Origin of the sequence: Colwellia ponticola (genome assembly GCF_005885605.1) — a bacterium.
Lineage (GTDB): Bacteria > Pseudomonadota > Gammaproteobacteria > Enterobacterales > Alteromonadaceae > Colwellia > Colwellia ponticola.
Genome location: NZ_SZVP01000017.1, coordinates 63,603 through 83,818, shown reverse-complemented (window position 1 = coordinate 83,818; position 20,216 = coordinate 63,603). Strand labels below are relative to the sequence as shown.

Sequence of the window (20,216 nt, the reverse complement as noted above, 5' to 3'; positions counted from 1 at the left end):
CATGCCCATGTGAGAGCGTAGCCGGACATTCTCCACGGCTCATTTGTGCGAAAGCACTAAAGAAACCCGTCGTTAACGCTACGGGTTTTTTGCTTCCTGGGATTTGAAAAATGAACGGATTGCATGGTTAGTTGTCGTATAAGTCGATGCTTGCCTCGACAAAACCGTCACACCCCACTGCGATCGTGCCGATCTAGCAGATGTAAGTTGCTGAAGTAAATTAAGAATGGCGTTATTAGCCAATGATTCTTTGCTATCTAAAATGAATTTTTTGTGATTTTTTCTACCAGTATCCTTGAAATATCTACTATATGCCCAACATCATTGTTATCGAATATTTATAACCTTATTTAATAACAGGAGATGTTTCAGATGTCTGAAGCCAATCAAGTAGAAAACCATCAGTTTGCATCAGATAATGCAAAAATACTTCAATTAATGATCCATTCACTTTATTCAAATAAAGAAATTTTCTTACGCGAATTAGTATCAAATGCTGCTGATGCAGCCGATAAACTTCGTTTTAAAGCGTTATCTAATAATAGCTTATATGAAAATGATGGTGATTTACGTGTTCGTGTTAGCTGCGATAAAGAAAATAATACGGTAACTATCTCTGATAACGGCATTGGTATGAACCAAGAAGATGTTATTGAGCATCTAGGTACTATTGCTAAGTCAGGTACCGCTGAATTTTTCTCGCAACTATCTGGTGATCAAGCCTCTGATTCACAACTTATTGGCCAATTTGGTGTTGGCTTCTATTCAGCTTTTATTGTTGCAGATAAAGTAACTGTACGTACGCGTAAAGCTGGAGATGAGGCATCAAACGGCGTTGAGTGGGTAAGCGCAGGTGAAGGTGAATTTACTACAGCTAAGATTGAGAAAACTAATCGTGGTACTGATATTATTCTTCACTTAAAAGAAGATGAGTCTGAGTTCGCTGATGATTGGCGTTTAAAGTCAATTGTAACTAAATACTCAGATCATATTTCAGTATCAGTACAAATGTTAACACCTGAAGTACCTGCAGTTGAAGCGAAAGAAGAAGTTAAAGATGACGAAGGTAATGTAACTGTACCTGCTGTTGAAGCGAAAGATGCTGTTCCTGCTCTTTGGGAAGCGGTTAACAAAGCGACGGCTTTATGGACGCGTGAAAAAGCAGATGTCTCTGAAGATGAGTACAAAGAATTTTATAAGCACGTTTCACATGATTTTGGTGACCCATTACTTTGGGAACATAATAAAGTTGAAGGTAAAACTGAATATACCTCATTATTATACGTGCCATCTAAAGCACCATTTGATATGTACAACCGTGAAAAACAACATGGCTTGAAGTTGTTTGTGCAACGTGTATTTATTATGGATGATGCAGAACAATTCATGCCAACTTACTTGCGTTTTGTTAAAGGTCTTTTAGATTCGAATGACTTGCCATTGAACGTTTCTCGTGAGATTTTACAAGATAATAAAATTACGCAAGCGATCCGTAAAGGTTGTACTAAACGCGTTTTAAAAATGCTTGAAAAGCTAGGTAAAAACGATGCTGATAAGTATCAAGGTTTCTGGGATGAATTTGGTCAAGTATTAAAAGAAGGCCCAGCAGAAGATCACGCTAACAAAGAGCAAGTTGCTGGTTTACTACGTTTTGCTTCTACTAATGATGATACAAGCCTACAAAACGTTTCGTTAGCTGCTTATGTTGAACGCATGAAAGAAGGCCAGGATAAAATTTATTATGTGGTTGCAGATAGCTTTGAAGCGGCTAAAAATAGCCCTCATCTAGAGGTTTTCCGCAAAAAAGGCATTGAAGTATTACTCATGTCAGACCGCATTGATGAATGGTTAGTGAGCCATTTAACAGATTTTGATGGTAAGCAACTACAGTCAGTGACTCGTGGTGGCCTTGATCTTGGCGATATGGATGATGCTGAAACTAAAGAAGCACAAGAAAAACTTGAGAAAGAGTTTGATTCAGTTGTTAAACGTATTAAAGACAGCCTAAAAGGTAAAGTTAAAGAGGTTAAGTTATCACAACGACTAACTGACTCACCTGCATGTATTGTTGCTGATGAGAACGATATGAGTAGTCAAATGGCTAAGCTAATGGCCTCTGTTGGTCAAGAAGTACCAGAAACATTACCAATTTTTGAGATTAATGGTGAACACTCACTTATTAAGCATGTTGCTGATGAGCAGGATGATGAAAAATTTGGTCAATGGGTTGAGGTATTATTCGAGCAAGCGATGTTAGCGGAACGTGGTAGCTTGAAAGATCCGGCGAGCTTTGTTGCACGCTTGAATAAGTTAATGTTGAGCCTGACAAAATAGCAATTTCATCATAATGTCATCTTTAAGTAATATTTAGGTATTATTTAGTTAAGACTTTAGTCTAAAAAAGGAGGTTTTCATGCGTGAAACACCTCCTTTTTTTATGAATCAGGGCTTTCACTACTTGTTTGCACATAGGCTAACTTGTATAGTGTCTGCCGGCTTTAACGTAAAGCTAAGAAATATTACCTTTGTTAAATTAAATCTGTTGTAGCAAATTGAGCGCTTCATTATTTAGCAAAGGTAATACTCACTTCAACCATCAATTTAAGGTTACATAATATGCGCATTGTTTTATTAGGTGCTCCGGGCGCTGGTAAAGGCACTCAAGCACAATTTTTAATGGCTAAATTTGGTATACCACAGATCTCAACGGGCGATATGCTGCGCGCTGCTATCAAAGCAGGGACAGAGCTAGGCATTAAAGCTCAAGCAGTAATGGATGCTGGACAATTAGTGTCTGATGAACTAATTATTGGTCTAGTAAAAGAGCGTGTAGCTCAAGAAGATTGTAAAGCGGGCTTTTTACTTGATGGCTTTCCACGCACAATCCCACAAGCAGATGCCATGAAAGAAAATGGCATTAACGTTGATCACGTACTTGAATTTGACGTTCCTGATGAAGTCATTGTTGAGCGTATGGCTGGTCGTCGTGTACATTCTGGCTCAGGTCGTACTTACCACCTTGTTTACAATCCACCAAAGGTTGAAGGTAAAGATGACGTTACTGGTGATGATTTGTCTATTCGTCCAGATGATGAAGAAACAACAGTACGTAAACGTTTAGCTATTTATCATGAGCAAACTAAGCCGTTGGTTGATTTTTATCAAGCAGAAGCTAAATCGGGTAATTGTAGCTACTTGACTATTGATGGCACACAAGCTGTTGAAAAAGTTAACCAGTTATTATCAACACAGTTAGCTTAATTTATATTAATGTAGACTGAACATTGAACCATTAAAAAACTCGCTTAGGCGAGTTTTTTGTTTTCTAGATAACTATTATTATGATTTTCTAGTCATAGCAATGTGCGGTATATCATCTTCTAAGTACATTGCTGAGACTTGACTGAATCCATGTTGTTGATAAAAATATTTTAAATGCTGCTGTGCAGATATCTTAATATTTTGTTTAGGAAAATACTGCTGACACACGGTTACTCCTTTAGCCATTAGCTCATGACCTAAACCGTCTCCTCTTACTTTGGGGCTGGTAACGACTCGCCCAATACTGACATAGTCGGCATAGCTTTGCCCCTTTGGTAAAATACGAAGGTAAGCAACTAGCTGTTCGCCTTGGTAGCCTAAGAGATGCAGCGTTTGCGGATGCCTATCTAAGAGTGCTCTATCACTATCAAGATCAGGGTAATGACAGTTTTGCTCAACAACAAATACATCAACACGTAACTTTAGCATTTCATATAATTGGTTAAGCGATAACGCTACAAAGTGTTTAGTTTGCCAAGTGATATATTTTGTCATGGTAAGAGGTACTATAAGGTATTTAGAAATGATCAGGCGTCTAGGTGTATCAGTGCCTTAATCTTTAGCATTAAAGCTTAGATTGATACATTAGTTAAGGTAAGTTGAACATATTCATAATAAAAGCAATGTGATAGGTGACTACTTATAGCTAAGTTATAGTAATAAGCAGTCATCATAGTATTACAGCCAGTTTGGTGTAATGTCTTGTTTAATTATTTCTTCATAACTTGGGCGCTTTCTTACGATAGCAAATTCGTTACCCTTCACCATGACTTCAGGGGCTAACATACGCGTATTATAACCAGACGACATGACTGCGCCATAAGCACCACTGCTCAGGATAGCAATTAAATCGCCGGCTTCAGATTCATGTACTTGCCTTGCTTTAGCAAAGGTGTCACCTGTTTCACAAACTGGGCCCACTACGTCATAAGTTTTTAGCGTGTCGTTGCTTTTATTGACAGCAATAATTTCATGATATGCGTCATACATACTTGGTCTGACTAAATCATTCATACCGGCATCAAGCATTAAAAATTGACGTTCTTCACCATTTTTAACAAAAACAACACTGGAAACTAGAATACCTGCATTGCCTACTAATGAACGACCAGGTTCAATAATGATTTTGCAATTTAAGTGACCGAGTTGGGCATGAACTAAGTCTGCATAAGTTTGTTTGCTTGGGATCACTTCATCCAGGTAAGTAATACCTAAACCACCACCAACATCAATGACACTGATGTCATGGCCATCAGCTCTTAAATCAACTACCAACTCAGCAATGTGCTGGTAGGCTTCTTTAAAAGGGGCTAAATTGGTTAACTGTGAGCCAATATGTACATCAACGCCTTGCACTTTTATACCCGGTAATGAAGCGGCTTGTTTATAAGCAAGTCGTGCTTTTGAAATAGGCACACCAAATTTGTTTTCAGCTTTGCCCGTAGAGATCTTTTCATGAGTTTGCGCACAAACATTGGGGTTAATACGAAAAGCAATGGCAGCTGTTTTGTTAAGTGATGTTGCTACTTTTGATATCAGCTCTAGTTCAGGCTCAGATTCTACATTAAATTGAAATATGCCTAAAGTGAGGGCGTAGCTAATCTCTTCTTGTGTTTTAGCGACACCAGAATAAACAATTTTATTTGCTGGGATACCTGCGGTTATAGCACGGCGTATTTCTCCCATTGAGACTACATCAGCACCAGAACCTAATTTAGCTAAGGTAGCAAGTACTGCTTGGTTACTATTCGCCTTTACGGCGTAACAGACTAAAGCATCTTGATTGCTAAAAGCCAGTTGATAATCTTGAAAACTAGTTTCAATGGCCGTGCTTGAGTAGCAATAAAACGGAGTTTGTACCTGCTGAGCAATATCACTAATAGCAATATCTTCAACAAACATTTTATTATTTTTGTACGGGAAGTAGCTAACTGGGGTCATAGAATAATTATCATGTATTGAGGATCAGAATGTAGCTAAATCTATGCTAACTCGTGTCACTATTCAAGGGCTAAGTGCAATCTTTCAAGGGCTAATTGTATTATTACGCAGGTAAAATACTATAACGGGTAACTTGAGTTGATTGCAGTAATATTATAATAATACTTTTAGCCGCTAAGCTCATTTAGTTATTGAGTTTACCAAGGGCAGAGCTTAATTCACTTACAATGGCTGGGTTAGTTATTTGTTGTTTTTCACCATCGTAATTATCAAAAAAACTGGGCACAGACACACTTGCTTTAACATCAGCAGCAAAAAAATGAGCTGAGTTTACTGCGCTAGATAATACTGATTGCGCGCCACCAGGCCCAGGAGATGTGGCGAGAAATACTACCGGTTTATGCTGAAATATTTTCATATCAATACGCGTAGTCCAATCAAATAAGTTTTTATAGGCGGCTGTATATGAGCCATTATGCTCAGCAAATGAAATAACAATAGCATCTGCTTGACCTAACTTTTGGTAAAAGGCTTGGGCGGCAGCAGGCAGACCTAATGCTTCTTTATCTTCGCTAAACAGTGGCATTTCATAATCGTTTATATCAATTATTTCTACCGTTGCATTAGCAACTAATGATGCTGCGTAAGTCACTAGTTTTTTGTTGATTGAGGTTGAGCTACTGCTGGCTGCAAAAGCTAATAATTTCATATTGATGTATCCTTGGTTAGATGATAATAATTTACTTATTTAACTAGCTGAGATCACTAATTAACGTGTTACTTACCTTGGCGCTTCGTGGTATTTACTAGCAGATCGCATGCATTGATTTAGCAATGTACAAAACTCACTAAGTTCACGATCAATAGCACTTTCAGGTAAAAATAAGTGATAGCCCAATGCGTTATGAAGGGCAGCACTATGATGAAGAAAGGCGGCTAACGGTCCTTTTAATCTTTCACCAGAAGGCAAAACATACGGCTCAAAATTAAGCACGCTTTGCTGCAAAGTTAAATAACCCATTTTAATGGCCAGCGCCAGTAAAGGTCTTTGTTCGTGTATGAGACGATTAGCTAGACGCGGTGAAATATGTGTTGCGATTATAGATAAATCCAGTAAACGAATACCTATATAAGGTAACTGTATACTATTTAAACCATAAGTTTCATTGATTAATGAGATTCGTTGTATTTGCTGCCAGTTAATGTACCACTGCCCATACCTATGTTGGTACTTTATCACTTTAGGCGTAAGGTATAAACTATAAGGTGGCTGCAGGTATTTTGCTAAACCGGTGATAAAGGTAACTAAGGCAGACAAGTAAATAAATATCAGCGGTAATTGAAATTGACGCCAATAACCTTGACTAAAAACAAGAGTAGTAAAAGCGATAAAAGAAGCGGTCAGCATTAAAAAAACTGCATGATGATTACTCTGCGCTTTAATATTAATAACGGGTAATTCGTTTGCCATTATCGCCTCGTCGGCTAATTACTTAAGCTGATAGTATTAAACTTCAAGCATAGATGAAAATAACGACTGTTATGTTTTATCTTTTACTTCATCGTTAGTGCGATTATTCTTTTTTCTTATTAACCAATAAGTTACACCTAAAGACATGATGACTAAGGCAAGGCCTATTATTTGATCGGCAGAAACAAGCTTTAAATCTAAGACAATGATTTTACGAGCAACAGCCATTAAAGCAGTACCAACTACCAACTCTACCGGGATAACATTTGAGCCGAGATATAAACGAATGTTAATAAAAATTTCAACAGCTATTAATACCACCATAAAAGCAGCAAAAGTTTGCAAGATATCTTCTATATCTAACAGAAAGTAGGGGGGTGTCGAGAGTTTTAAGTACAGCACATAAACAACATCGGCAATACTCCAATAAATAACTAATACCATAAGTAGTGCAAGTATTTTAATAGCAAAGCGAATAGAACGATGCAACACCTTTAACAAGGGATCTGAGTGGTTTTCAGGTAGTTCTTCGTGTTTCATAAGTCTCCTATTAAGGTAGGGCTACTCTTAATAACTTAGGTCAATTATCAAGCTTTGTGTTAATAACTGACCTCTAGTTAGTTTACGCTGCTTTACTTATTTGTCTGTTTGTAACAATTCACACATAACGCTTAACTAGTTACCGTTAATATAGAGCGTGCTAATTCGATGTATGTTGTCGCTTGTTCATTAATATTTTCTACTTTAAGGTGGTCAGCAAAGCCTAATCGAGCAGTCATCGCTAACCAAAATACCGCACTTAAGAAACCGGCAATACGCCATAATGTTGTTTTAGCCCATTTAAGTGCAAAAGCAATGGAAAGTACGTAGAAAACGAAACCAGCCAATTTAGCCGATGCCCAACCATTAAATATTGGGTACAAATTAAGTGGGTTTACCGCGGCTAGGTAAATAATGGTACCGATAAAAAAGGTATACAAAATATGAGGAGCAACCTTTAATAATTTATTATTAGCCTTGTCAGAGGCTCTTATGGTCAACACAAAGCTGATAACGAATAAGATAAATGTTAACGCAATAATAGTTAGATGGGTGTGTTTAATCATCATGTACATGTTATTTTTCCTAGAGTGAATATGTATTATAGGGTGTAATAGTTAATTGATACGGTAATTTTTAGTATATAGTTTGTTTATCTTATGAAAATACTCACTTTTATAATGCGCTACTGAATAGCTTATTTAGTTGTTAAATTTTATTAGTTATTTCTATATCGCTTTGTTCTGTCGTTTTTTCATTAACTGCTTCATTGTTATTGTCAGCACTTTGCTCAGAGCTTTCCACGTATTTCAGTGCTGCTTGTAATGCTTTATAGCGGCATGAATAAATATTTTCATCCGAGACTAAAGTTAATACATCACACTTTTGCAATTGCTTATATGTTTGAGTATTAGGACACAAGAGTAATACCTTACATTGTGCATCTAGCGCATCTTTTACCGCGTTTTCAAGTGCAAGTCCTACGGTAGAATCAATCATAGGTACGTCAGTGAGATCGAGGATCATAACATCATAATTAGCGACCTTGGTGTGCTGGCGAGATATTGCTTTTGAAACACTAAATATCATCGGACCTGATAGATAGAAGAACAATACTCTACCATGGGCTTTTTCGAGTAATCTTTGTTCACGGTTTGTTAGTGGTATATCGTCACCATCAGTATCGCTTATTGCTTTTACTTGACGTGCTTGCTCTCTACTTAATCGTTCAATAACGATAATATTAGAGATAAAAACGCCTAAGCCAACGGCAACCATTAAATCGACAAAAACCGTTAATAACATAACACCATACATTATTACCATGCCTTGCATACTGACTTTATGGGCTCGCTGAATAAAGCTCCAGTCAAGAATATTAAAACCGACATAAACGGCAATACCCGCCAACACAGCCATAGGAATAGGCTCAGTTAAACCACCCGCCACTAATACCACTAGCGCAAGCACTAAAGCACGTATTATTCCTGATATTGGTGAGCTAGCGCCAACTTGAATATTCGTTACTGTTCCCATAGTTGCGCCGGCGCCTGGCAAGGCACCAAATAAACCAGACATCATATTAGCGATACCTTGACCACGTAATTCTTTATCGGGGTTGTGCTCTTTACGTGTTAATGAGTCGCCAATAACGGCGGTAAGTAAGGTATCAATACAGCCTAGTGTGCCAAGTACCAAAGCATTGACCACCATAGTGATAAAAACTTCAGCGTTAAACTGCGGTATAACTAAAGAGGGTAAGCCAGCGGGGATTTCACCGATGCGGCGAATATCATCACTGCTAAATAAAAGCATCGATATTAATGTGACAGCCACTAATGCCACCAGCTGGGCAGGTACATATTTTCGGTATTTTGCTGGTAAGTAAAATAAAATGCCTAAGGTGAGTAATGCTAAAAACAGCTCACTAAATTTAATGTTGGCTAGCATGTTAGGTAAGGCTGATAACGTACCCGTTACGCCACCCGTTGGACTGGCATGACCTAACATAGGAGATATTTGTAAGATAATTAAAATGACACCAATGCCCGACATAAAGCCAGAAATAACACTATAAGGCATTAACGTTATATATTTACCAAGTTTGAGCGTGCCGAGTAACACTTGAAATGCGCCAGCCATCATTACAATGGTAAATGAAATAGCCATCCCTGTTTCAGGGTACTTAGCCATCATAGTGGTTAATACCGCAGTCATAATAACGGTCATAGGGCCGGTAGGCTCTGATATTAAGCTTGATGAACCACCAAATAAGGCCGCGAAAAAGCCAACCATTATGGCGCCCCATAGCCCTGCTTCCGCGCCTGCTCCTGATGCGACACCAAAGGCTAGTGCTAATGGTAAAGAGATAATCGCGGTGGTAACACCACCAAATAAGTCACCTTTGAGGTTAATATCTTTAAAACGGTTGCCAAACAAAATTTTAATCCTTTGTAAAAAACGGGAATACTATCGCTTAGATAGCAAACTTTTACCAATAAGCTAAGTTTATACTAAACGGATCAATAAATTAGTCCGATGAGTGTGATTATGGCAAAAAAAATAGATAGATAAAAATTGATAGTACCTATAGTATAAATAGATAAAACTCTATTTATACTGGTTGAGACAATGAAATCAAGACTTCATGCCCATGTTGGTACGATAAGACAGCTGGAAATATTATTATCAGTACACGATAAAGGCAGCATTAAAGAGGCGGCAAAAACGCTTTTTTTAACTCAACCCACCATTTCCATTCAAATGAAAAAACTTTCACAAGCGATGGGCGCTACTTTATTTAATTATACCAATAGACAAGTAGTCTTTACTGATATTGGTTTAGAATTGGTTAAAACGGCGGTAGAAGTACTTGATAGTTTTGCCCGATTAGATATGGCTATAGGTAATATTAAAGGCTTCAAATCTGGTACGTTAAGGTTAGCGGTGGTTACCACGTCTGAATATTTTATCCCTCATTTATTGGGACCTTTTTTAGAGCAATACCCCGACATAGATATACAGCTCAATATAGGGAATAGAGAGCAAACCATTGAGCGTTTGAAACAAGGTGTTGACGACTTTTATGTATTTAGTCACCCACCTACCGATATAGAAACAGAGGCCATTGAGTTTTTAAAAAATCCACTAGTTGCTATTGCTCATGAAGATCACCCCATCGCGAAAAAGAAAAACCTAACACTAAAAGATTTATGTCAAGAGCCTTTTTTAATGCGTGAGCAGGGCTCAGGAACACGTTATGCTATTGAAGAGTTTTTAAAACAACATCAGGTTAATTTGAATATAAAAATGACCATTGAGAGTAACGAAGCCATTAAACATTTGGTTATGTCAAAGTTAGGTATCTCTATATTATCAGCTCATACTTTACTTTATGGTGGGCAGCGTGGCTTGGTGCGCTTACCGATAAAAGAGTTGCCGATTAATTCTAATTGGTTTTTTGTGTGGTCTAAGGCGAAACGACAAACCTTAATTGCCAGTGAGTTTCTTAATCATATTGAAAGTAATGGTCGTCAATTACTGCAACAAGAAATGGTAAAAAGTGAGTTGGCCTATACCAAGTAACTTTTATCATTGGGTATTAGGTTTTTACAAGCGGTGCATTAGCTAATTTTTCGGTGTATTTGGCGGCAGCTTCTAAGGCTTCCAAATCTTTAATAATAAGTTGATTACGTTTTTTATCAATAATGCCGGCTTTTTTCCAGTGCTGTAATTGTTTATTAATCACTTGTCTAACAGAGCCAGTCATGCGAGCGAGAGTTTCATCGGTTAAACCATTCACTAAATGATGTTGGTGCTCTTGGGCTAGCGTGCCAGTATACGTTTTAATCTTATTAATGTGTTCTAAAATAATACGGCTTAAACGCGTGGTGACATCATGTAAAACGAGACTACTAGCTTGTTGCTCTTTCTCGCGCATTTTCTTGGCTAAGTAAGGCATAAACTGTTTATTAAACTCAGGATAGGTCCATAACCAATGGCGCATGGTTGCTAACTTTACTGATAACAGTTTTACCGTCGTTAGCGGGGAAATAATTACCGGGTGGGGCTTGTCATCAAATAATACTATTAAATCAAAACAATCACCTGCATAAAGCATGTCTAAGGTCGCTTCTCTACCGGTCTCGGGGTTGCTTTGTTTCATTTCTACACTGCCATCAATAACCACAAAAAATCGTTGTGTTAAAATGTCTGCATTAATGTAATCGCCTTTGTGCCACTCACTGAGCTGGAACTCTTGTTGAAAATCTTCAATTAATTTAAGCGGTAAGTCGGCAAAAAGATCTGCTTGTTTAACCAGTGACGGATTGGTTTTTTGTGGTAAATACATAACGTCTTGAGAGAGATCTTTAGACATAACTAGCGTGACTTTGATAGTAGCTTAAGCGGATGTTTTTTATTCTACCTCGTTATCGTTAGATAGCAAAAGTTAAAGGTGTTATTAATTAGGCTAAGGAATAATTCTGCCTTTTAATTAATTGATATTTCGATTTAAAATAAAAAAGTCCTAGAACGTTATTAAATCATCGTGAGTGTCATATTTATGACAGTCGTCTTTATTACGCTTAGCTATTATAACGCCATTAACCAAACAACAGGGGTTAACTTATAGGGCTAACGAGTCTTAATGTGATTCAGTTGTTTATGTGGTCAAACTGCTTAATGGGTATCCCTAGTATTATTTCGTACTAATGATCAAGCATAAGACTTTTTATATGGTAACTCTCTGGTAGAGAAAAGGTGATGATAATGACTAAAACTATTGGTATTGATTTAGGTACAACAAATTCATGTGTAGCAGTGATGGAAGGGGGCGTGGCAAAAATAATTGAAAATGCTGAGGGTAGCCGCACCACACCATCGATTGTTGCTTATGCAAATAATGAAACATTAGCCGGACAACCAGCAAAAAGACAGGCAGTGACTAACGCAGCCAACACACTGTTTGCGATTAAACGCTTAATTGGTCGTAAATTTGATGATAAAGAAGTGCAAAAAGATATTAAATTAGCGCCTTATAAAATCATCAAAGCAGACAATGGTGATGCGTGGGTTGAAGTAAACGGTAAAGCGTTATCACCACAAGAAGTTTCAGCGCAGGTATTACGCAAGTTGAAAAAAGATGCGGAAGCGTATTTAGGTGAAACGGTAACCGATGCAGTTATCACAGTGCCAGCTTATTTTAATGACTCGCAGCGCCAAGCAACAAAAGACGCCGGTAAAATTGCTGGACTTAACGTTAAGCGAATTATTAATGAACCCACTGCCGCAGCGTTAGCTTATGGTGTTGATAATAATAGTAAAGCCGATCAAAAAGTTGTGGTTTACGACTTAGGTGGCGGTACCTTTGATGTGTCTATTATTGAAATATCAAATGTCGATGGTGAAAAACAATTTGAAGTATTAGCCACCAATGGTGATACCTTCTTAGGGGGCGAAGACTTTGATTTACGCCTTATTAATTATCTCGCCGATGAATTTAAAAAAGAAAATGGTATTGATATTAAACAAGACGCCTTAGCCTTACAGCGCATTAAAGAAGCTGCTGAAAAAGCCAAGATTGAATTATCATCAGCACTTCAAACTGAAGTGAACTTACCTTATGTGACCGCTGATGCTAATGGCCCTAAACATTTAAACGTAAAAGTAACACGTGCCAAGCTAGAGTCTTTAGTGGATGAATTAGTTAGTAACACCATGGCCCCTTGTGAACAAGCCTTAAAAGATGCAGGTTTAAGCAAAGCTGATATAGACCAAGTGATTTTGGTGGGTGGTCAAACACGTATGCCTAAAGTACAAGAAGCAGTTAACAACTTCTTTGGTAAAGAGCCACGTAAAGATGTTAACCCAGATGAAGCGGTTGCCTTAGGTGCTTCTATTCAAGCGGGGGTATTATCAGGAACGGTCGGTGATGTGTTATTGCTTGATGTAACACCTTTATCACTAGGTATTGAAACCTTAGGCGGGGTAATGACCAAGCTTATTGAAAAAAATACCACCATACCAACAAGAGCTTCACAAACGTTTTCAACCGCTGAAGATAATCAAGCGGCGGTCACTGTACATGTATTGCAGGGACAACGTGAAATGGCGACCGATAATAAATCGTTAGGTCAATTTAACCTAACCGATATTAATCCTGGACCTCGTGGTTCAGTGCAGGTTGAAGTCACCTTTGATATTGATGCGGACGGTATTTTAAATGTCTCAGCAAAAGACAAAGCAACGGGCAAAGAGCAAAGTATTAAAATTACCGCGTCAAGTGGTTTAACGGAAGATGAAATTAATCGTATGGTTAATGATGGTGAAAAGCACGCCAGTGAAGATAAGCAAAAGCGTGAGTTAGTTGAACAACGTAACCAGGCAGATCAATTAATTCATACCGTGCAAACGTCAATGTCTAGTTTGAGTGATGATCAGCAAGCTAAACTTAGTAGCTTAATTGAGCAACTTAAGATGGCAGTTAATGGTAACGATAAAGTCGCTATTGACATGCGAACTAAGGCATTGCAAGACGCTTACAGTAACATCATGCAAGCTGAGCAGGCCCAAGCAAGTCCACAGCAAGAAGATCAACATCAAGCCGGTCAGCATAATAACAATGCAGCTAATGATGGTGCTAAGGATGATGATATTATTGACGCAGATTTTGAAGAGGTAAGTAATGGTTAATCATTTACTTTTAGTCAGGGGCTAATCAGTGCGACTCACTGTTAGCACATAAGTTGACTGTTTAATCAATAATGCGCTTGTAACGAGTAACAACAAAACCCTTAACATTTATTGTTAAGGGTTTTTTATTGCCGGTCATCCTGTAATAAAGTGATACGCGACTTAACCTCAGCTCGATTTAATAAACACTAATAGCTAAATCAATAGAAATAAAAGACCAATAAATTAGGTATCAGTCACAATCGTTATAAAATTTGTTAATATAATCAGTATTACTATTTAAATAATTGATAAACTATTAACACAAAAACTCTTACCTTTGAGCGAGCGACTAGACATCCCCTGTTTGCTAGAAAAGCTGTAATCAATATTGACTATATAAAGCCTAACGATTACAGGAGTTAATTTATCAATATCCACATCAATACTAATACGAAATACATGTACAAGGAAATTTCATGTCATCAGAACTGTTACCAGAATATATCGACAAAATTGAAGAGCTCCTTGTTAATGAGTTACCGCTTAATGAGCTAGCGCGTGAGATTGAAAGTACGTTATTAGCAGAGCACGTTGCTATTTTGTTAGAAGCTTTTCCAATTAAACCTCGACTTAGCTTATGGGCTTTATTAAGTAGCGATTATCAGCAAGATGTTTTTCTAGAAATGAAGAACGAATCGAGACAAATGTTACTAACAACGTTAGGTGACGAAGCTTGCTTTACTCTTTTTGATAAACTCGATGCTAATAGCTTACTTGAATTAATAGAAGACTTAAGTGATAACCTTATTGAGTACGCTATTACTCAAATGACGGTAAAGCAAAGAGCAAACTTTAAAAAAGCACAGGATTATTCAGATAGTGAAGTAGGGCGTTGGCAAAGCTTCGATGACATTAAAATCCCACAAAAACTCAAAGTATTAGCCGCTAAAAAAATATGTGCCAAAGAGCAATCACCTTTAACTGATGTGATCTACGTTACCGATAATCAAGGTAAACTATTGGGTGAAATAGCCATTAATCGATTACTCACCATGCCCGATGATAAACCGTTAGTTGAGGTCACCTTAGAAGAAGTGCAAAAGTTAGAAGCGTCGAAAGATATTGATGAAGCCGTGGAAGATGTTATCTCTTCATACAAGTCTGCTTTGGCCGTTGTTGATGAAAATGGTTGCTTAACTGGTCGGTTAGATTTACATGCCGCTTATAAATATAAAGAGCAGCAAACAGATAACCAGTTAATTCAATCAGCAGGTTTAAGCGAAGAAGAAGATTTATTCTCAAGTGTCTGGTTAAGTAGTAAAAACAGAGCGGTATGGCTAGGTATTAATTTATTAACCGCCTTTTTAGCGTCGTGGTTTATTGGCTTATTTGAAGCAACGTTACAACAAGTTGTGGCGTTAGCGGTATTAATGCCCGTTGTTGCTTCCATGGGCGGCATTTCAGGGAGCCAAACACTTACTTTAATTATTAGAGGGTTAGCATTAGGGCAAATTACCGATGCCAATAGACATGCGATAGTGATGAAAGAGCTCAAAGTTGGTGTCATTAACGGTTTACTTTGGTCGACGGTTATTGGGCTAATTACCTTTGTTTGGTTTGACAGTACTATGCTATCAATCACCATTAGCTTGGCTATTTTAGGTAATATACTCGTTGCTTCATTATCGGGTGTTTGGGTGCCTTGGGTATTGAATAAATTAAATATAGATCCCGCCTTATCTGGCGCTGTTATTTTAACTACCGTGACTGATATCTTTGGTTTTATCGCTTTTCTAGGTTGCGGTACGTTATTGTTACTGTAAAGTACTGTAGTTAATAAAGCCACAAAGGCATGTCAACACAGTGTAGATAAGTACATCGCATTAAAATGCTTATCTGCACTCGTTACTTTGACAAACCAAGCATAGGAAATAATAAAAGGGCATCTTGAATAACTTCTACCTTTTGACTTTTAGCTAAGTAAGCTGCAAAAATTTCTCGTGAGTACACGGGCGCGTCTTCCACAATGAATAGTTTTTTATTTTCAGTATATTCAAAGATCATTTGCCTTGGTAAATAGGCACTACCTCCAGCGTCTAATAAAAAGTTTAATGCCAATCTAGGCTGACTCATATAATGTTTTGCCGGCGGCGCATATTGAAATTCGCGTAAGTGTTGAGCATTCACCGCTTCACCGTAATCCACCATAATATGATGGTCTAATGAAAGGTTATTGCTAACATTATAAGGCTCAGTAGTCACTAGATGTAAAGGTACGCTGGCTACTTTTTTAGTAATTAAATCTTCGACATATGGTGGCTCAAATAAAAAGGCAATATCTATGATACGGGTCAATAAACTTTTTCTTAGTTCTACTTGAGAATATGTTTTGGTCAGTAAACTCGTTTGGTCAAGGTTGCGGTGTACTTTTTTTAGCCAGTCTTGTAAGACAATATCCCATATAGACATCATAGAGCCTATCACTAATTGCTGTGAGCCATTATCAGCAATACCGACATCTTGCTTGGTTTTTTGCCACATAAACAACAGTTCTTTGGCATGTTTTATTAATCGATTACCTTCAGGTGTTAATTTTAAATGTTTTTGACTACGATCAAATAACAACACACCTAAGTCATCTTCTAACAGTTTAATTCTTGCGCTAACAGCAGACTGAGTAATAAATAAATTCTCAGCGGCTATTCTAAAGTGTAATGTTCTCGTCACTTCAAGGAAGGTTTTCAATAACTCTATTTTCATTAAATTACCTATCTAAGTAGTAGTTCAATCAATTTTTTTGATTGAACTCATCAAATTATAGCGCTTTATTATTAATAAAAGAGGCGATACACTGAGTTTAACTGTTAAATTACAATTTATTATCTCACTATATATTACTAAAAGGCATCATTATGAAAATAGCTATCTTATCTCGAAACAAGAACCTGTACTCTACGCGTCGTCTAAAAGAAGCAGGTGAAGCTATGGGGCATGAAGTTGATATTATTGATACCTTACATTGCTACATGGACATTACCAGTTCACGCTCATCGGTACGTTACAAAGGTAAAGAGTTACCTCGATACGACGCGATTATTCCACGTATTGGTGCTTCGGTAACTTTTTATGGTACTGCCGTTGCTAGACAATTTGAAATGATGGGGACCTTTAATATTAACGAGTCTGTTGCTATTAGCCGTTCACGCGATAAATTACGTTCATTACAATTATTATCACGTAAAGGCATTGGTTTACCCAGAACTGGTTTTGCTAGCAGACCTGATAATATTAAAGATTTAATTAAAAATGTTGGTGGTGCGCCAGTTGTTATTAAGTTATTAGAAGGTACTCAAGGTATTGGCGTGGTATTAGCCGATACGGCTAAAGCAGCTGAATCTATTATCGAAGCCTTTATGGGCTTAAAAGCTAACATTTTAGTGCAAGAATTTGTTAAAGAGGCAGGCGGCGCTGATATTCGTTGTTTAGTGATTGGTGGTAAAGTTGTTGCAGCCATGAAACGTCAAGGCGCTGAAGGTGAGTTTCGTTCTAATTTACATCGCGGCGGCTCTGCTGAAGTGGTTAAACTCTCTAAAGCAGAACGTGAAACAGCTGTAAAAGCAGCAAAAACTATGGGCTTAAATATGTGTGGTGTTGATTTACTACGCTCACAAAATGGTCCTATGGTAATGGAAGTTAATTCATCGCCAGGTTTAGAAGGCATTGAAAAAGCAACAGGTAAAAACGTTGCAGGTATGGTGTTTGAGTTTTTAGAAAAAAATGCAAAACCAGACAGCACTAAAACACTTGGCAAAGGCTAGTTAAAGAGAATCTTATGGATATATTACGTATTGGCGAATTTGAAGTTTTACCTGGTGAACAACGAAAAATAGAGTTACCGGTGGCTAAATTATATACCGATGCGAATGTATCGTTACCGGTTCATATCATCAGAGCTAAAAAGCCAGGACCGACTATTTTCATTAGTGCGGCAGTGCACGGCGACGAATTAAACGGTATTGAAATTATTCGTCGACTTATTAATGGCAACAAATTAAAAATTACTCATGGCACGGTTATCACTGTGCCTATGGTAAATGTTTATGGTGTGGTAAACCAAAGTCGTTATATGCCAGATCGTCGAGATTTAAATCGTTGTTTCCCAGGCTCAGCTAAAGGCTCTTTAGCAGGGCGAGTGGCCTATATTTTCTTAAATGAAATAGTCAAACATTGTGACTATGGGATTGACTTACACACAGGTGCTATTCACCGTTCAAACCTACCGCAAATTCGCGCAGATATGTCTGATGTTGATACTAAGGCGTTAGCGGAAGTGTTTGGTGTACCCGTGGTACTAAACTCTAACTTGGTTGATGGTTCATTACGCGAAGCAGCCGTAAAAAATAATACTAAAATATTACTTTATGAAGCTGGTGAAGCACTTCGGTTTGACGAGTTTTCAATTTTAGCGGGTATGAAAGGCATCTTAAATGTTTTGCAGCACTTAGGAATGAAAAGAAAAGCTGTTGCTACTAAAAAGAAAAAAGTAGTGCCTTTTATTGCCAATGGTAGCCAATGGGTAAGAGCAAATGCCAGTGGTATAGTAAATAACTTGGTTAATCTGGGCGATCAAATAACTAAAGGGCAAATATTGGCAGAAATTGGTAGTCCTTATGGCACTATATTTGACTCGGTTAAGGCGACACGCTCAGGTATTTTAATTGGTAAGCAAAATATTCCTTTAGTGCAAGAAGGTGAGGCAATGTTTCATATTGCTTATTTTAGTGAAAATGATGAAACCATTGCCGAGCATATCGAGCATGTACAAGAGCAATTATTACCTGAAAATAGTTATGCGGAATAAGCAATAATAAATTATCACTATGAGGAAGCATTATGAGTAAACCAGATAAACTAATTATCGGGCGCTTAGAGTCTATTGCACTGCCAGCTTTAGCTATTTCTGAGTTGCAGGTTCGAGTAGACACGGGCGCCAAAACATCATCTTTGCATGTTGATAACATTAAAAAATCGATTATTAAAGGCGTGCACAGTGTCACCTTTGATATTCACCCCGATGTACATAATGTTGATACTAAAATTAAATGTACTGCCCCTATTAGTGATATACGTAAAGTAAAATCATCTAATGGGACTACTGAGCAACGTTATGTGATAGAAACACCGGTCGTATTAGGTCAAGAAGAGTGGTCAATTGAAATAACCTTAACGGATCGCTCTGACATGAGTTACTTAATGCTTTTTGGTCGAGAAGCGATTGGCAAAAAGTTTTTAGTTGATCCGTCGAAAGTATTTTTAGGATCTAAATAACAAACATCCAATCGGATTAATTAAAGTAGTCCGATTGGTATTAAAGTTTTTATTTTCAAGGTGAATTATGGACTTAGCACAAATAAAAGCAATTTTATCCATTACTGTTTTTACGGTTGCTGAGCAGCCTATTACGTTAGGAGGGTTACTGTTAATCCCTTTTATCGTTTATATTGGCATGTTACTCACTAAATGGGGAGTTAAACTATTGACCAATAGCTTAACAACCCATAAAACAGACCCAAACATAATACATTTACTACAACGTGTTTTTTATGTTATCGCTATTCTGATATTGCTCGTGACAACATTAGACTTGATCAATGTGCCTATTACCGCTTTTGCTTTTTTATCGGGTGCTATCGCTATTGGCTTTGGTTTTGGTGCACAAAATATTATTAATAACTTTATTAGTGGTTGGATTTTAATGTGGGAACAGCCCATTAAAATAGGCGACTTTTTAGAAGTTGAAAATGCCAAAGGTGTAGTTGAAAAAATTAATACCCGTTCAACGCGTATTAGACGTGTTGATGGGGTGCATTTACTTATTCCTAATAGTAAGTTACTTGAAAATACTGTGGTTAACTGGACATTGCGTGATAACTTAGTCAGAACAAGTATTTCTGTCGGTGTTGCCTATGGCAGTCGCGCTAGAAAAGTAGCCGACCTTATTTTAGAGGCAACGCTGGCGCAAAAAGATGTATTAAGAGAGCCGATGCCCGTAGTGGTATTTGAAGACTTTGGCGAGAGCGCCTTAATTTTTTACGTTAATTTTTGGATAAACTCTACCGGTGAAACCGGGTTAAGAGTCACTCGAAGTAATATACGCTTTACTTTGGATGAGTTATTTGAAAAAAATAATATTGTTATCTCTTTCCCACAACGTGATGTGCATATCGATGGTGCTTTAACTATTATCAATCGACAGGAAGTATAAACA

Annotated in this window: 18 protein-coding genes; 9 read left to right on the top strand and 9 right to left on the bottom strand. The window is 37.6% G+C overall.

Annotated features, from left to right (window positions below; genetic code table 11):
- The first annotated feature begins 372 nt into the window (after positions 1–372).
- Complete coding sequence (htpG, locus tag FCS21_RS14440; RefSeq protein ID WP_138624268.1) at positions 373–2,334, top strand: molecular chaperone HtpG; 1,962 nt, start codon at positions 373–375, stop codon at positions 2,332–2,334.
- Between the two features lie 282 nt (positions 2,335–2,616).
- A complete protein-coding gene (adk, locus tag FCS21_RS14435) occupies positions 2,617–3,261 on the top strand; it encodes an adenylate kinase (protein ID WP_138624267.1) in 645 nt (214 codons plus the stop codon).
- A 78-nt stretch (positions 3,262–3,339) separates the two neighbouring features.
- On the opposite strand, the gene FCS21_RS14430 is transcribed toward adk, so the two are convergent.
- The 7 genes from FCS21_RS14430 to FCS21_RS14400 form a co-directional block, all read right to left on the bottom strand.
- Positions 3,340–3,816, bottom strand: coding sequence for a GNAT family N-acetyltransferase (locus FCS21_RS14430; RefSeq protein WP_138624266.1), 477 nt, complete (start codon positions 3,814–3,816; stop codon positions 3,340–3,342).
- Positions 3,817–3,999: 183 nt separating this feature from the next.
- Positions 4,000–5,262, bottom strand: coding sequence for a diaminopimelate decarboxylase (gene lysA / locus FCS21_RS14425; RefSeq protein ID WP_138624265.1), 1,263 nt, complete (start codon positions 5,260–5,262; stop codon positions 4,000–4,002).
- Positions 5,263–5,446: 184 nt separating this feature from the next.
- Positions 5,447–5,971, bottom strand: a complete 525-nt coding sequence (locus FCS21_RS14420; protein WP_138624264.1) for an NADPH-dependent FMN reductase — start codon at positions 5,969–5,971, stop codon at positions 5,447–5,449.
- A 72-nt stretch (positions 5,972–6,043) separates the two neighbouring features.
- The gene (locus FCS21_RS14415) at positions 6,044–6,733 is read right to left on the bottom strand and encodes a DUF2982 domain-containing protein (RefSeq protein ID WP_138624263.1); all 690 of its coding nucleotides are present in this window, start codon (positions 6,731–6,733) and stop codon (positions 6,044–6,046) included.
- Between the two features lie 69 nt (positions 6,734–6,802).
- The gene (locus FCS21_RS14410) at positions 6,803–7,273 is read right to left on the bottom strand and encodes a phosphate-starvation-inducible PsiE family protein (protein ID WP_138624262.1); all 471 of its coding nucleotides are present in this window, start codon (positions 7,271–7,273) and stop codon (positions 6,803–6,805) included.
- A gap of 131 nt (positions 7,274–7,404) precedes the next feature.
- Positions 7,405–7,842 carry a SirB2 family protein gene (locus FCS21_RS14405; protein ID WP_246047276.1) on the bottom strand — a complete coding sequence of 146 codons (438 nt, stop codon included), beginning with the start codon at positions 7,840–7,842 and terminating at the stop codon, positions 7,405–7,407.
- 139 nt (positions 7,843–7,981) lie between these two features.
- Positions 7,982–9,712, bottom strand: coding sequence for a SulP family inorganic anion transporter (locus FCS21_RS14400; protein WP_138624260.1), 1,731 nt, complete (start codon positions 9,710–9,712; stop codon positions 7,982–7,984).
- A 192-nt stretch (positions 9,713–9,904) separates the two neighbouring features.
- On the opposite strand from FCS21_RS14400, the gene FCS21_RS14395 reads away from it, so the two are divergent.
- Positions 9,905–10,858: a LysR family transcriptional regulator gene (locus FCS21_RS14395; protein WP_138624259.1), complete on the top strand. Its 954-nt coding sequence runs from the start codon at positions 9,905–9,907 to the stop codon at positions 10,856–10,858.
- Positions 10,859–10,874: 16 nt separating this feature from the next.
- Here FCS21_RS14395 and FCS21_RS14390 read toward each other — a convergent pair whose 3' ends face one another.
- Entirely contained in the window at positions 10,875–11,651 is a 777-nt protein-coding gene (locus FCS21_RS14390; RefSeq protein WP_138624258.1) for a Crp/Fnr family transcriptional regulator, read from the bottom strand.
- 392 nt (positions 11,652–12,043) lie between these two features.
- On the opposite strand from FCS21_RS14390, the gene dnaK reads away from it, so the two are divergent.
- Both dnaK and FCS21_RS14380 read left to right on the top strand, forming a co-directional pair.
- Positions 12,044–13,966 (top strand): molecular chaperone DnaK, encoded by a 1,923-nt coding sequence (gene dnaK / locus FCS21_RS14385; protein WP_138624257.1) that lies wholly within the window; start codon positions 12,044–12,046, stop codon positions 13,964–13,966.
- A gap of 458 nt (positions 13,967–14,424) precedes the next feature.
- Positions 14,425–15,771 (top strand): magnesium transporter, encoded by a 1,347-nt coding sequence (locus FCS21_RS14380; RefSeq protein WP_138624256.1) that lies wholly within the window; start codon positions 14,425–14,427, stop codon positions 15,769–15,771.
- A gap of 82 nt (positions 15,772–15,853) precedes the next feature.
- Here the strand turns inward: FCS21_RS14380 and FCS21_RS14375 are convergent, their stop codons facing one another.
- Positions 15,854–16,708 (bottom strand): LysR family transcriptional regulator, encoded by an 855-nt coding sequence (locus tag FCS21_RS14375; RefSeq protein ID WP_138624255.1) that lies wholly within the window; start codon positions 16,706–16,708, stop codon positions 15,854–15,856.
- 152 nt (positions 16,709–16,860) lie between these two features.
- On the opposite strand from FCS21_RS14375, the gene rimK reads away from it, so the two are divergent.
- The 4 genes from rimK to FCS21_RS14355 all read left to right on the top strand — a co-directional run bounded on the left by rimK (position 16,861) and on the right by FCS21_RS14355 (position 20,213).
- A complete protein-coding gene (gene rimK, locus FCS21_RS14370) occupies positions 16,861–17,766 on the top strand; it encodes a 30S ribosomal protein S6--L-glutamate ligase (RefSeq protein WP_138624254.1) in 906 nt (301 codons plus the stop codon).
- 14 nt (positions 17,767–17,780) lie between these two features.
- Complete coding sequence (locus FCS21_RS14365) at positions 17,781–18,809, top strand: succinylglutamate desuccinylase/aspartoacylase family protein (protein WP_138624253.1); 1,029 nt, start codon at positions 17,781–17,783, stop codon at positions 18,807–18,809.
- 32 nt (positions 18,810–18,841) lie between these two features.
- A complete protein-coding gene (locus FCS21_RS14360; RefSeq protein WP_138624252.1) occupies positions 18,842–19,276 on the top strand; it encodes an ATP-dependent zinc protease family protein in 435 nt (144 codons plus the stop codon).
- 67 nt (positions 19,277–19,343) lie between these two features.
- Positions 19,344–20,213: a mechanosensitive ion channel family protein gene (locus tag FCS21_RS14355; protein WP_138624251.1), complete on the top strand. Its 870-nt coding sequence runs from the start codon at positions 19,344–19,346 to the stop codon at positions 20,211–20,213.
- Positions 20,214–20,216 lie beyond the last annotated feature (3 nt).

Bases quoted from the DNA above. Each gene is read 5' to 3' on its own strand.
- FCS21_RS14410 (WP_138624262.1), bottom strand. From the start codon at position 7,273: ATGAAACACGAAGAACTACCTGAAAACCACTCAGATCCCTTGTTAAAG.
- FCS21_RS14380 (WP_138624256.1), top strand. From the start codon at position 14,425: ATGTCATCAGAACTGTTACCAGAATATATCGACAAAATTGAAGAGCTC.
- FCS21_RS14405 (WP_246047276.1), bottom strand. From the start codon at position 7,842: ATGATGATTAAACACACCCATCTAACTATTATTGCGTTAACATTTATC.
- FCS21_RS14365 (WP_138624253.1), top strand. From the start codon at position 17,781: ATGGATATATTACGTATTGGCGAATTTGAAGTTTTACCTGGTGAACAA.
- FCS21_RS14355 (WP_138624251.1), top strand. From the start codon at position 19,344: ATGGACTTAGCACAAATAAAAGCAATTTTATCCATTACTGTTTTTACG.
- FCS21_RS14395 (WP_138624259.1), top strand. From the start codon at position 9,905: ATGAAATCAAGACTTCATGCCCATGTTGGTACGATAAGACAGCTGGAA.
- FCS21_RS14390 (WP_138624258.1), bottom strand. From the start codon at position 11,651: ATGTCTAAAGATCTCTCTCAAGACGTTATGTATTTACCACAAAAAACC.
- lysA (WP_138624265.1), bottom strand. From the start codon at position 5,262: ATGACCCCAGTTAGCTACTTCCCGTACAAAAATAATAAAATGTTTGTT.
- htpG (WP_138624268.1), top strand. From the start codon at position 373: ATGTCTGAAGCCAATCAAGTAGAAAACCATCAGTTTGCATCAGATAAT.
- FCS21_RS14430 (WP_138624266.1), bottom strand. From the start codon at position 3,816: ATGACAAAATATATCACTTGGCAAACTAAACACTTTGTAGCGTTATCG.
- FCS21_RS14375 (WP_138624255.1), bottom strand. From the start codon at position 16,708: ATGAAAATAGAGTTATTGAAAACCTTCCTTGAAGTGACGAGAACATTA.
- FCS21_RS14420 (WP_138624264.1), bottom strand. From the start codon at position 5,971: ATGAAATTATTAGCTTTTGCAGCCAGCAGTAGCTCAACCTCAATCAAC.
- FCS21_RS14360 (WP_138624252.1), top strand. From the start codon at position 18,842: ATGAGTAAACCAGATAAACTAATTATCGGGCGCTTAGAGTCTATTGCA.
- FCS21_RS14415 (WP_138624263.1), bottom strand. From the start codon at position 6,733: ATGGCAAACGAATTACCCGTTATTAATATTAAAGCGCAGAGTAATCAT.
- dnaK (WP_138624257.1), top strand. From the start codon at position 12,044: ATGACTAAAACTATTGGTATTGATTTAGGTACAACAAATTCATGTGTA.
- adk (WP_138624267.1), top strand. From the start codon at position 2,617: ATGCGCATTGTTTTATTAGGTGCTCCGGGCGCTGGTAAAGGCACTCAA.
- rimK (WP_138624254.1), top strand. From the start codon at position 16,861: ATGAAAATAGCTATCTTATCTCGAAACAAGAACCTGTACTCTACGCGT.